This is a genomic window from Halarchaeum nitratireducens (genome assembly GCF_014647155.1).
Taxonomy (GTDB): Archaea; Halobacteriota; Halobacteria; order Halobacteriales; family Halobacteriaceae; genus Halarchaeum; species Halarchaeum nitratireducens.
Genome location: NZ_BMOQ01000003.1, coordinates 214192 through 226279, shown reverse-complemented (window position 1 = coordinate 226279; position 12088 = coordinate 214192). Strand labels below are relative to the sequence as shown.

14 protein-coding genes and 1 tRNA gene are annotated in these 12088 nt (G+C 68.5%); 6 read left to right on the top strand and 9 right to left on the bottom strand.

The window, feature by feature from the left end; genetic code table 11:
• Positions 1-15: 15 nt before the first annotated feature.
• Together IEX91_RS05755 and IEX91_RS05750 are read right to left on the bottom strand one after the other, a co-directional pair.
• Positions 16-1266, bottom strand: a complete 1251-nt coding sequence (locus tag IEX91_RS05755; RefSeq protein ID WP_188877661.1) for an RNA-guided endonuclease InsQ/TnpB family protein — start codon at positions 1264-1266, stop codon at positions 16-18.
• A gap of 152 nt (positions 1267-1418) precedes the next feature.
• Entirely contained in the window at positions 1419-2378 is a 960-nt protein-coding gene (locus tag IEX91_RS05750; RefSeq protein WP_188877659.1) for a hypothetical protein, read from the bottom strand.
• A 90-nt stretch (positions 2379-2468) separates the two neighbouring features.
• Here IEX91_RS05750 and IEX91_RS05745 point away from each other — a divergent pair, with 90 nt between their 5' ends.
• From IEX91_RS05745 to IEX91_RS05735, 3 genes are all read left to right on the top strand, one after another.
• Positions 2469-2852, top strand: coding sequence for a RidA family protein (locus IEX91_RS05745; protein WP_188877658.1), 384 nt, complete (start codon positions 2469-2471; stop codon positions 2850-2852).
• 6 nt (positions 2853-2858) lie between these two features.
• Positions 2859-3029 carry a hypothetical protein gene (locus tag IEX91_RS05740; RefSeq protein ID WP_188877657.1) on the top strand — a complete coding sequence of 57 codons (171 nt, stop codon included), beginning with the start codon at positions 2859-2861 and terminating at the stop codon, positions 3027-3029.
• A gap of 60 nt (positions 3030-3089) precedes the next feature.
• Positions 3090-3171, top strand: a tRNA-Ser gene (locus IEX91_RS05735).
• Between the two features lie 82 nt (positions 3172-3253).
• Here the strand turns inward: IEX91_RS05735 and IEX91_RS05730 are convergent.
• Both IEX91_RS05730 and IEX91_RS05725 read right to left on the bottom strand, forming a co-directional pair.
• Positions 3254-4120, bottom strand: coding sequence for a GIDE domain-containing protein (locus IEX91_RS05730; protein WP_188877656.1), 867 nt, complete (start codon positions 4118-4120; stop codon positions 3254-3256).
• 55 nt (positions 4121-4175) lie between these two features.
• Positions 4176-4415 carry a hypothetical protein gene (locus IEX91_RS05725; protein ID WP_188877655.1) on the bottom strand — a complete coding sequence of 80 codons (240 nt, stop codon included), beginning with the start codon at positions 4413-4415 and terminating at the stop codon, positions 4176-4178.
• Positions 4416-4671: 256 nt separating this feature from the next.
• Between IEX91_RS05725 and thsB the strand changes: the two genes are divergently transcribed.
• Positions 4672-6339 carry a thermosome subunit beta gene (gene thsB, locus IEX91_RS05720; protein ID WP_188877654.1) on the top strand — a complete coding sequence of 556 codons (1668 nt, stop codon included), beginning with the start codon at positions 4672-4674 and terminating at the stop codon, positions 6337-6339.
• Between the two features lie 298 nt (positions 6340-6637).
• Here thsB and IEX91_RS05715 read toward each other — a convergent pair whose 3' ends face one another.
• The gene (locus tag IEX91_RS05715) at positions 6638-6934 is read right to left on the bottom strand and encodes a hypothetical protein (protein ID WP_188877653.1); all 297 of its coding nucleotides are present in this window, start codon (positions 6932-6934) and stop codon (positions 6638-6640) included.
• Positions 6935-7000: 66 nt separating this feature from the next.
• Positions 7001-7462, bottom strand: coding sequence for an HTH-type transcriptional regulator Lrp (lrp, locus tag IEX91_RS05710; RefSeq protein ID WP_188877651.1), 462 nt, complete (start codon positions 7460-7462; stop codon positions 7001-7003).
• 124 nt (positions 7463-7586) lie between these two features.
• On the opposite strand from lrp, the gene glnA reads away from it, so the two are divergent.
• Positions 7587-8957: a type I glutamate--ammonia ligase gene (glnA, locus tag IEX91_RS05705; protein WP_188877650.1), complete on the top strand. Its 1371-nt coding sequence runs from the start codon at positions 7587-7589 to the stop codon at positions 8955-8957.
• Between the two features lie 9 nt (positions 8958-8966).
• On the opposite strand, the gene IEX91_RS05700 is transcribed toward glnA, so the two are convergent.
• The 3 genes from IEX91_RS05700 to IEX91_RS05690 form a co-directional block, all read right to left on the bottom strand.
• Positions 8967-9797 (bottom strand): phosphatase PAP2 family protein, encoded by an 831-nt coding sequence (locus IEX91_RS05700; protein WP_188877649.1) that lies wholly within the window; start codon positions 9795-9797, stop codon positions 8967-8969.
• A gap of 3 nt (positions 9798-9800) precedes the next feature.
• Positions 9801-10250, bottom strand: coding sequence for a ribonuclease BN (locus IEX91_RS05695; protein WP_229772798.1), 450 nt, complete (start codon positions 10248-10250; stop codon positions 9801-9803).
• A gap of 217 nt (positions 10251-10467) precedes the next feature.
• Entirely contained in the window at positions 10468-11577 is a 1110-nt protein-coding gene (locus IEX91_RS05690; RefSeq protein ID WP_188877647.1) for a tRNA (guanine(26)-N(2))-dimethyltransferase, read from the bottom strand.
• A gap of 135 nt (positions 11578-11712) precedes the next feature.
• Between IEX91_RS05690 and IEX91_RS05685 the strand changes: the two genes are divergently transcribed.
• The gene (locus IEX91_RS05685) at positions 11713-12078 is read left to right on the top strand and encodes a hypothetical protein (RefSeq protein WP_188877646.1); all 366 of its coding nucleotides are present in this window, start codon (positions 11713-11715) and stop codon (positions 12076-12078) included.
• The last annotated feature ends 10 nt before the right edge of the window (positions 12079-12088 follow it).

The following is a 12088-nucleotide window of genomic DNA, read 5'->3' as shown; positions in this document are numbered from 1 at the left end:
GTGGACTCCCGGCAATCAGTCGCCAGCAATAGGCCGGTGACTCTCGCCGTTCAACGTCCCACCATTCACACGCAGGTCTACTTCTGCGTCTCCGCTCCCCGACGTGGGCGAGGAACGGAGTCTGTGTGTCTGCTTGCGAGCGTATCGCAGCCCGATGTTCTTCGCACCGTTGTAGTCCGCGTTCACCTCGTAGCCGCACTTCTGGCACTCGAAGTGTTCCCCATGGCGGTTGTCCTCGTGCGTGAACCCACAGTCCGTCCGCGAACAGCGTTGAGACGTGTGGTTCGGTTCGACCTGCTCGACGGAGACGCCCATCTCGGGGGCCTTGTAGGAGACGTACTCGAACAGGCGTCGGAACGCCCAGACGTGGTGCCACTTCGCCTGCGGAAGCCGCTCGCGGATATCAGTCAAGTCCTCGAATACGATTACGTCGCAGTCGTATTCGATAGCTTCCGAGACGAGTTCGTTGGCGACCGTGTGGATGTACTGTTTCCGCCATGCTTCTTCACGCTTGTCGAGTCGAAGCAAGGCGTTGTGGGCGGCTTGCGTGCCGCGCCGTTGCATCTCGCCGCGTCGCTTCTCGAACTCGCGGCACCAGTGGTCGTAATCGTCTCCCTGCCAAAACGTGCCGGTCGAAGCGACGGCGAGACTGTTGACGCCGAGATCGATACCGAGGACCGTTTGGTCGGGGTGCCCAGTATCTGCCGAAATCTCCTCGTCAGCGCTGTCGATCCGCCGAGTCGAGATGTTGAGGTAGAACTCGTCGGTCGCCGCATCGTACCGAAGCGTGCTCTCGCGGAACTCGTAGTTCTCGGAGAGTACGTACCGCTCGTAGGGTGTCGGGCTATCTGCCGGGAGAACGAATGACGGCTCGACCCGGCCCTCAACGGTCGCCAGCGATACCTTGTTCCGGTAGAAGGTCGCGCTCCGCGTGTCGTAGTCCATCGTCTCGGCGGTGAACGTCGGACGGGAGACGCGCTGTCCTTTCTTCCACCGTTCGATGACGCCCTTAGTGGCTTCGACGGCGCGACGTATCGCGGCTTGGACGAGTTGTGCCTGCAACGCCGTCTTCTCTCGAAGTTCAGAGTAGAGGGTGTCCCGTACCTGTCGTTTGTTGGTCTTGCACTCGGTGTACGATGTGTCGGACCAGCAGTATTCGGCGGTTCGATTCGCGCAGTACAGGTATTGCTCGGCGGTTCGATGGAGTGCGTCGCGTTGTTCGTCGGAAACAGCGAGTTTCACGACAGCGGTTCGACGCACACCCATATTTCAGAGAAGATAAGGCGGTACTTATACGTTCGGGAGTCGGCCGGTCGCTATACGTCGGTTGTATCGTACCACGTCGGTTTCCTCTCCGACCTACTCGCTCCCTTCGCTACGCTTCGGTCGCTCCTTGAGGCCGGAGGCTCCACCATGTGTTATGCTGAGCCGGGATCGCCGCGCACCGCGTCGTACTCGATCGTGAGGAAGGGCACGCCGCAGAGCCACATCGTCTGCGTCGCGGTGATGGCCGCGTCCGCGTCCGGGTGGTGGCCCGTCGCCGGACGGACGGCGAAACGCTGCTCGACGGGGAGCGCGACGTCGCCGAGCGGCGTCACGAGGTAGAGGCCGGAACGCTCGCCCGTGCGCGTCGTCAGGTCGACGCCCGTCGCGTCCGGGTCGCCGCCGGCGTGGACGATGTGGAGCGCGGTCGAGACGTTCCCCCACGGGATCGGGACGGCGACGTTCACGTACCGCCCTGCGTCGTTCACGTACCGCTCCTCGCTGCGTGAGCCAGCGGGACCGCCAGCTTCCGCATCGATCGCGTGTCGCTCTCCCGCGTCTCCGTCTCCGTCTCCGATCCGGTCGACCCCGCCGTCGTCGTGGCTCCCGTAGAGCGCGACGAAGACGGCCTCGCCCGTCTCCGGGTTCGTCCGCACCCACGCCCGGACGCCGTCCCGCGGATCGATCCCCTCCCGGACCGTCGCGAACCGGCTTTCGAGGGGAACGGTCGAGTCCTCGCGGGGGCCGGGGAGGTTCAGCTGTTCGACGGCGCTCGTGGCGCGCGCGGCGAGCGCCGCGCCGAGGCGAAAGCCGCGGTGCCACGTCACCGTCGCGGTCATCCGGTACGCGCTCGTCGCCTCGTAGAAGTCACGGACCGCGGGGTGGACCCGATCCGGGTCGAAGTCCGGACGGCCGTAGTGGGCCATGTCGTCCATCTCGCCGGCCGGGACCTCGCCCGTCGTCAGGTCGGTGCGCTCGGGGAAGTCGGGGCCGACGTATCCGCGCGCCGTGACGGGACTGAGTGGGACGTCGGCCGCGCGGCGTCGCGCGCGTAAGGAGAGGTACCAACAGAGAGCGAGCGAAGCGGCGGCGAGGAGGCGGAGGCGTCGGCGCACGCCCGCCCTTCGCACGCCACCGAGTAAACGACGGCGGTGGAGGACGAAACCGCGACCACAATTAAGTCCCGCCCGAGCGAGGGTGGACGTATGAAACGGATCATCGAGACGCCGGACGCGCCCGAGGCCGTCGGGGCGTACAGCCAAGCGACGACCGACGGAAGCGTCGTCTTCACCGCCGGGCAGATCCCGCTCACTGCGGAGGGAGAGAGCCTCGCGGACGAGGACGTCGCCACCCAGACCCGCCAGTGTCTGGAGAACGTGAAGGCCATCCTCGAAGACGAGGGACTCACGATGCAGGACGTCCTCAAGACGACGGTGCTCCTCGACGACATCGACGACTTCGAGGAGATGAACGACGCCTACGGCGAATACTTCGCGGACAATCCGCCGGCGCGGAGCGCGTTCGGCGTCGAGGCCCTCCCGAAGCAGGCGGCGGTCGAGATCGAGGCCGTCGCCGCCCAGCGCGACTGAAATCGAATGGGCGTCGCGGACACGGCCGCGTGGGGCGCGGTCGCCTCCCTCGTCTTCCTGATCGTCGCCGTCGCGTATCGCGCACTCGCGGGCGGCGGTCCCGCGATCGCCGCGCTCCTCGCGGTCGCGGTGGTGGTCGGCGTCGCGGGCGCCGCCGGAGCGCGCGCCGTCGGGTGACGAATCACCCGGGGCGAAAAGAAGGCTTTAAATCGTCGACCGGGCTATCAGGGGGTGCAGGCCGGGATGGCCGAATGGCAAAGCGCACGCCTGGAAAGCGTGTCCCCGTATGGGGTTCTGGGTTCAAATCCCAGTCCCGGCGTCTTCTCTCCGCGATCCACCGTCGAGGAGCACCGCGTATCGATCTTCGGTGATCGACGACGCTCGGTGCGAACGCGCTCGGGCTAGACGACGCCGAGGCCGACCGCGAGCGCGCCGAGTCCGACGACGGCGGCGAGAGCGGCCCCGACGTACGCGTAGCGGTACGTCCCGAACGCGTCAGCGAGTTCGGACTCGGGCATATCGGAGACGATGAACGACTCGCGTGGGGTGACGACGACGTCCTCCGGCTTGAGCGGGTGCGTGGCGCCCTCGGTGGCGCGCGCGTGCCCGAGTACGTAGACGTCGTCGTCGGGCGCGAGGACCCCCTCGTAGTACCGGCGCTCGCCGTGCGCCGTCCCGAAGTCGAGGACGTTCGTGATGGAGTCGCGCTGCTCCGCGAGGCCGGCTTCGCCGCGGACGAAGTCGGCGACGCGCTCGGGCGGGTCGGCGTCCGGGGGGACGCTGACGCCGACGGCGAAGTCGTCGAGGACCGCGAGGACGTCGTCGGCGGAGACGCCGACGCCGGCGAGGCGGTCGACGTCGATGGGGCCGACCTGTATCTCGTGGACGCCGGTGCCGGAGGAGACGTCGTCCACGTGGTCACCGACGTCGACCGTGACGCGGCCGGTGCCGTCGTCGAGGGCGAACGGCGTCGCGTAGACGCCTTCGGCGCGCGTCTCCCACATCTCGGAGTCGCCGCGCTCGTCCCACTCCTCGACTTCCCACGCGGAGAGGACGGCGGGGTCGCCGCGGATCGGAGAGTCGAACGGTTCGTCGGCGCGGACGGTGCCTTTCAGTTCGACGCGACCCTCCTCGCGGACGTCCCAGACGTCGGTCGTCTCGGTGTTCCGGACGAGCGCGCTCCGGCGGTGCTGGCGGCGACCGTAGACGCCGGCGAACGCGGCGACGAGGAGGAGGGCGACGCCGACGGCGATAGGGAGGGCGGACATGCCTGTTCCGGCATCGAGAGAAGAGGCGGTTAAACGTTCGGCTCGCGCCGTCGCCCTACAGGTCGACGTTCACGCGGATCTCGCCCTCGGTGACGGTGTCGACGAGGTCGCCTTCAACGGTGTAGTCGTCCCCGTCCCGTTCGCTCCACCCGAGGGCGGCGAGGACGGCGTCGCCGAGCCCGGGATCGGGGTCGACCCACGCGGTGTTCGACTCGACTTCGGTGACGACGCCGAACTCCTCGCCCTCGACGTCGACCAGGATCTTCCCTTCGTCCTCGCTGGTGAGCGTGGCCATACGGGACGGGTGTCGGCGGGACGACAAAGGACTGGTGGCTGTGGGGACCGTGCGGGCACGGCCGGGTCAGGCGGTACTCCGCGCGTGAGGGCGTCGAGCGCGGACCGGCGGTGTGGGCGGGCGCGGCGACGTGGTCCGCCGAATGGGTGTGATAATCCCCACCATACGTTTCGGTCGCGTCGGGCGCTCTCGCGCCCCTCGACACCGACATACACACAAATTTTATATAGAAGGACAAACAATCGATGTAGTGACGATGTCTCAGCGACGTATGCAGGGCCAGCCGATGGTCATCATGGGCGACGACGCGCAGCGAGTAAAGGACAAGGACGCACAGGAGCACAACATCTCCGCGGCGCGCGCCGTCGCGGACGCCGTCCGCTCCACCCTCGGCCCGAAGGGGATGGACAAGATGCTCGTGGACGACATGGGTGACGTCACGATCACGAACGACGGCGTCACCATCCTCGAGAAGATGGACATCGACAACCCGACGGCCGAGATGATCGTCGAGGTCGCCGAGACCCAAGAGGACGAGGCCGGCGACGGCACGACGACCGCCGTCGCGATCGCGGGCGAGCTCCTCAAGAACGCCGAGGACCTCCTCGAGCAGGACATCCACCCGACCGCGGTCATCAAGGGATACAACCTCGCCAGCGAGAAGGCCCGCCAGTTCGTCGACGCCGAGGCCGTCGACGTCGACCCCGACGACGAGGAGCTCGTGCGCTCCGTCGCCGAGACGTCCATGACGGGCAAGAGCGCCGAGATCGACAAGGAGCAGCTCTCCGGGCTCCTCTACGAGGCGCTGCGCGCCGTCTCCGTCGACGCCGACGACGGCTCCACGGTCGTCGACGTCGCCAACATCAACATCGAGACGCAGACCGGCCGCGCCGTCTCCGAGTCCGAGCTCCTCAAGGGCGCGACCGTCTCCAAGGACCCGGTCCTCGACTCGATGCCGACCGAGTTCGACGACGCGGACATCCTGCTCCTCAACGAGGCCATCGAGGTCGAGGAGGCCAACGCCGACACGTCCGTCAACATCGACAGCCCGGACCAGCTCCAGAGCTTCCTCGATCAGGAGGAGGAGCAGCTCAAGGAGAAGGTCGAGCAGATCAAGGCCTCGGGCGCCGACGTCGTCCTCTGTCAGAAGGGCATCGACGACATGGCCCAGCACTACCTCGCGAAGGAGGGCATCCTCGCCGTCCGCCGCGTGAAGAAATCCGACGTCGAGTTCCTGAAGGAGGTCCTCGGTGCGGCGATCGTCACGGACCTCGACTCCCTCAGCGCCGACGACCTCGGACGCGGGAGCATCCGCCGCGACGCCGAGGACGAGCTCTTCTACGTCGAGGGCCTCAACGAGACCGCCCACGGCGTCACGCTCATCCTCCGCGGCTCCACGGACCACGTCGTCGACGAGCTCGAGCGCGGCGTCACCGACGCGCTCGACGTCGCCGCCCAGACCATCTCGGACGGCCGCGTCCTCCCCGGCGGCGGCGCCATCGAAGTCGAAGTCGCCGACCAGCTCCGCAACTACGCGGACTCCGTCTCCGGCCGCGAGCAGCTCGCCGTCGAGGCGTTCGCGGACTCCCTCGAACTCGTCCCGCGCGTCCTCGCCGAGAACGCCGGTCTCGACCCGATCGACACCCTCGTCGACCTCCGCTCCGCGCACGAGGCCGGCGAGAACCGCACGGGCCTGAACGTCCTCAGCGGCGACTTGGAGAACTCCCTCGACGCGGGCGTCGTCGAGACGGCCCACGCGAAGGAGCAGGCCGTCAGTAGCGCGACCGAGGCCGCGAACCTCGTGCTCAAAATCGACGACATCATCTCCGCCGGCGACCTCTCCACCGACAAGGGCGACGACGAGGGCGGTCCCGGCGGCGCCGGCGGCATGGGCGGCATGGGCGGCATGGGCGGCATGATGTAAGAGTACCGTTTGTTCTGCGCGCCGGCTCTGCCGGCGCTCGGCAAAAGCTACGACGAAAGCATCGGTGCTCCCGCCGCGGCGCTGCGCGCCGCGTTGGTCCGCGCCGAGCGCGATCGCTTCGCGCTCGGTGGCTTCGCGAGTGAGCAGCGCGAATGAGCGTGACCGGAGCGATTTCGTCGCTCCGGAATCGCGCGACTACCGGGCTCTACCGAGCCGCTCGTCGCGCGAACATCCGCGGCACCGCTCGCTGATCGTTCGGCCCGCTGCGGTTTTTCTCTGAGTCCGTGGACAGCGACGGCTACGCGTGCCGTCGGAGCCAGCGGACGGCGACCCGATCAATGTCGAAGACGTACGCGAGGAGATAGGCGCCGCCGACGAAGAAGAGGACGCCGACGGCGCCGACGGCCGCCGTTGCGAGGGGCGACCCGGCGGACGCGACGGCCTGCGGGGTCGCCATGCTATGCGCGACGAGCGAGACGCCGAGGAGGAAGTAGACGACCTTCCAGAAGAGCCGGCGTACTTCGCCGCGCGCGGCGCGTTCGGCCGCGCGCTGAACGTCGTCGGACGCCGAAGCGTCCGGGGTCGGGGCGGTCATGGTCGTCACTACGTGTCGGAGATATAATAATCTAGGCGGGTCGTCTCTCGCCGTGCGGGAGGCGGCTTACTCCTCGTGGATGTCGAGTTCGAACTGCTCGTTCTCGGCGGCGGCGTTGAGCACGACGCTCGTCGAGGACTCCTTGATGTCCTTATCGCCGAGGAGTTCCTTGATGAGGTAGTTCATGTCGTCCGTGTCGATGAACTTCCCGATGGCGATGATGTCGTGGTCGCCGGTGACCTCGTAGACGGACACCATCTGCTTGTGCGCACGGAGGTGGTCGGCGAGGTCGGGGAGCGCGGTCCCCTCGACTTTGAGTTGGAGGACGGCGGTGACGTCGTAACCGAGCTTGTCGTAGTCGACGATCGGCGTGTACCCCTGGATGACGCCCTCGTCTTCGAGGTCCTTGAGGTGGTTCGAGATGGTCGTCACGGAGACGTCGAGCTCTTCGGCGAGGCTGCGGAGGCTCGCGCGGCCGTCGCCGAGGAGGGCGTTGATCAGTTTCGCGTCGAGGTTCTCGTAGGTCACGTCCGTACGGACGCGCCGGGGGCATTAGAATTTAACGAACGTCCACTTCCCCTGAGACCGAAAAGATTTGCGAGGACCGCAACCGCTTTAGTAGTCCGTGCGTTTGCATCGAACGACGAAACCAATGACGAACGGGAAACCGGTTACTGATGGCGGTCTCAGCGAGACTGAACAGGAAGTGCTGGACGAGATCGAGGAGAAGAACGTCGATTTCCTCCGACTCCAGTTCACGGACATCCTCGGCACCGTGAAGAACGTCTCCGTCCCGGCGGAGCAGGCCGAGAAGGCCTTCACGGACGGGATCTACTTCGACGGCTCCTCCATTGAGGGGTTCGTCCGCATCCAGGAGTCCGACATGCGGCTCAAGCCGGATCCGGAGACGTTCGCCATCCTCCCGTGGCGCCAGCGCGAGGAGACGGCCTCGGCGCGTCTCATCTGTGACGTCATCGACACGTCCACGGACGAGCCCTTCGAGGGCGACCCGCGCCGCGTGCTGCAGAACGTCCTCGAACGCGCCGAGGACATGGGCTACACCGTCAACGCCGCGCCCGAACCCGAGTTCTTCCTCTTCGAGGAGGACGAGCGCGGTCGCGCGACGACGGAGCTCTCGGACTTCGGCGGCTACTTCGACCTCGCCCCGAAGGACCCGGCCTCGGACGTGCGCCGCGACATCATCAACGGGCTCGAGGACATGGGCTTCGAGATCGAGGCCTCCCACCACGAGGTCGCGGAGTCCCAACACGAGATCAACTTCGAGTACGACGACGCGCTCACGACCGCGGACAACGTCGCGACGTTCCGCACCGTCGTCCGCGCCATCGCCGCGGAACACGACATGCACGCGACGTTCATGCCCAAGCCCATCGCGGAAATCAACGGCTCCGGCATGCACACGCACTTCTCGCTCTTCGAGGACGGCGAGAACGCGTTCCACGACGAGGACGATGAGTTCGACCTCTCCGAGACCGCCCACCAGTTCCTCGCGGGCATCCTCGAACACGCACCCGCGATCACGGCCGTCTCGAACCCGACCGTGAACTCCTACAAGCGCCTCGTCCCCGGCTACGAGGCCCCAGTCTACGTCGCGTGGTCCGACCGGAACCGCTCCGCGCTCATCCGCAAGCCCGCGGCGCGCGTCCCCGCCGCCTCCCGCATCGAGGCGCGCTTCCCCGACCCGTCCTGTAACCCGTACCTCGCGTTCGCCGCGCTCATCTCGGCGGGCCTCGACGGGATCGAGAAGGGTCTCGACGCGCCCGACCCGGTCCGCGAGAACATCTACGAGTTCGACGCCGAGAAGCGCGAGGAGTACGGCATCGAGACGCTGCCGTCCAACCTCGGTGAGGCCGTCGACGCCCTCGAAGCCGACGACACCGTCCTCGACACGCTCGGCGACCACATCGCGGAGAAGTTCATCGAGGCCAAGCGCGAGGAGCACACGGGCTATCGCATCCAGGTCTCCGACTGGGAGAAGGAGCGCTACCTCGAGAAGTTCTAACGGCTCCGCTCAGCGACTCCCGACCCGTCGGCGAATCGCCCGGGTGACGGGGAGCGCGACGACCCCCGCACCCGCGATACCACTCGTTAGTACGACACCGTACCACGGGAGCGGCGCGACCAGCGCCGCGAGTCCCAGACCACCGCAGACGGCGTACCCGAGCAGCGTCGGCCCCGTCCCGAGCGCGCCGCGCGGGTGTCGCACCACGCCGATCGAGCCGAGGAGCGCGCCGACGCCGAGCCCGGCGGCGGCGAGCGCCTCGACGGTCGGGCCCGCGAGGGGGACCGCGAGGACGCCGAGGGCGGCGGTGAACGCGTAGCCGGGGCCGAGCCGGGAACGCGTGAGCGCGAGGACGACCGCCACGAGGGCGCTCCCGACGAGGACGCCGGCGATGACGTCGACGAGATAGTGGACGCCGAGGAGGAGCCGCGTCGCGCAGACGAGCGCGACGGCCGCGGCGGCGACCCCCCACCGGTAGCGCGGGCGCGGTCGTCGGAGGAGGGCGGCCGCACCGCCGTAGAGGGCGGTCGCCGAGACCGCGTGGCCGCTCGGGAAGCCGTAGCCGTCGGCGGCGACGAGCGTGAGGCTCTCGGGCGGGCGGCCGGCGGCGAGAAGCGCTTTCGCACCGACGACGGTGCCGAAGACAGCGAACCCGAGCGCGACGTAGCGCGCGGCGTCGCGGTCGCTGACGAGGTCGTAGCGGGGACCGAGCCAGTGGACGGTGGCGACCGCGGCGACGACGAACCACGCGTCACCGAGCTGGGTGAGCGCGGCGAGGAGGGGGACGAGGACGTCCGGGACGAGTTCGGTGAGCGCGCGCGTGAGACCGACGCCGCGCATGTGTTAGCGCTTCGATCGGAGCCAGCCGGCGACGCGTCCGGGGGCGCCAAGCGCGTTGAGCGAGAGTCCGACGACGAGCATGAACACGTAGAGGCCGAGAGTGGAGAAGCCGACGACGAGCATGGCGAGGACGGACCACCCACCATCGAGCCAGTGGAACGCCCCGAGCGTCATGACGGTCCCGTATAGGAGAACGAGATAGGGGCCCCAGCCGCGGGCGTGGTTGCGTCGGACGCGCGAGCGGACGTACCCCTTCAGATCGTCCTCGAAGGCGTCGCGGTCGACGGTCTTCTCGTCGAGAGCGTGTTCGAGTTCGTCGACGCGGCGCTGGAGCTCGGTGACGTCCGGCGTCGGCTCGTTCCGACCGCCGTCGGTCTCCGGGCGGCCGCCGTCCGTCTCGACGCGCCGGTCGTCCGGTGCCGTCTCGGTGTCGTCCGTTCGTCCCGCGAGCACGGGAGAGAGTATCGCCCCGGCCATAATAACAGTCCCGGAGACGTACGGCCGCGTGACGAGGGGGACGGCCGCGACGAGGACGCCGTGGCGCTCGGATCGTTCGACGCCGAGGACGGAGAGACGGAATCCGTTGGTGGCCGATCGAACGGTCTCGGTGACGACGCGCTGGCTCGCGGGCGTGCGGAACGCGCCGGCGAAAACACCCGGGTGGGACCCTTCAGGGCGCGGCGTCGCGGATCTCGGCCACGGAGGCGTCCGTCTCGAACGTCGTGCCGCCGTAGTGGGTGCGCGAGGCCTCGAATCCGGCGTCGCGGAGCGCCGCGAGGAAGTCGTCCATGGCGACGGCGGGTTCGCTCCACCGCCCGTAGAGTTTGTGCTGGTCGTAGTGGGTAGGTCGATCGAGTTCGTTCTCGATCGTGTCGAGGAGTGACGCGGCGGTCTCCGCGGTCCCCATGTCGTCGTCGAGGGCGTCGCGGGTCGCGTCGAGGAACGTGTCGGCGTGCGTCGCGCCGAGCCATATCGGCCCCGCGGTGAGGAGGTTCCGGCCGCCGCAGTTCGGGCAGGCGTCCGGACGGGCGGCGTGGAGGCCGGCCTCGTGCTCGCGCCAGAGACATTCGGGGCAGTGATAGACGTGTCCGAGGGCGTCGATGGCGTCGTTCGCGGCGCTCGCGGAGTGGGTGAGGTCGACGTACGTGCGGACGTAGTGGCGCGTCGCGTGCGTCAACAGCGGCGTGACGCCGACGTCGAAGCGCGCGGCCGAGCGCGCCATCGCGGCGAGGAGGACGCGAACGCCCATCTCGGCGTGGTACTCCGTGTTTCGCGGGACGATCCCGTACTTTCGGACCCCGGAGTCGAAGTGCGCGCCGCAGAGCGGCGCGGTGTCCGTCGCGGTGACGCAGACCAGATCGCGGGCGTTGGCGAACGTCGCGTCGAGGAACGGCGCGGGCGTGCCGAACGGGTCGAGGTCCACGACGTCGTAGGCGTCCTCGGGGTCCCAGAGCACCGCGTTCGCGTCGTCGTGTAAGACGTCGCCCGCGACGCCGTTTCGCGCGAGGTTCTCGCGGGCGAGGTCGACGGCGGCCGGGTCCCGATCGACGAGCGTCGCGTCCCACCCGTCGGCGGCCGCGCGAACGCCCCGGACGCCCGAGGCGCACGTCGCGTCCAGATACGTCTCCGCGCGCGGTTCGCGCCCGCGGTAGGCGCGCAGCGCCGCCACCGTCAGATCGCGGTTCAGTTCCTGCTCCGTGTTGAAGAACACCGCGCCTTCGACCCCCTCGCCTGACTGCTCGGGAACCTCGACCGTCACCGCGCCCTCCGTGACCTCCATGGTCTCCCGTGCGGGCGGTGCGGTCCTAAAGGACACGACACGGGGCGGCCGCGGTACCGAGGCGGCGTGACGCCGACGCGGGCGTGACACCCGCGAACCGCACGCCCTTTAGTCGGCCCGGGAGTAACGACGGTCGTGACGGCCGACGCCCGCGGCGGTGGGGACGACGACTGGCGCGACGCCCTCGAAGCCGCGGGCGAACTCACGCCCGGGATCGTCGAGCGGGTCCTCGACGCGCACGGCGACCGGGGGCGACGCGCCATCGACGCCGTCGGAGAGGGCCGCGTGAAGCAGTACGTGGACTTCACGGTCGTCGTCGGCCACGAGGACGAGTACATCGTCGAGGACGGCGGCTGTACCTGCCGGGACAGCCAGTACAACCTCGATCCCGACGACCCCGACCAGCGCTGCTGGCACGTCCTCGCCGCCGAGATCGCCGAGCGCGTCGGCGCCGTCGACCACCACGACATGTACTACTCCGAGGTCCGCGAGTTCCTCTAGGCCGCCGGCT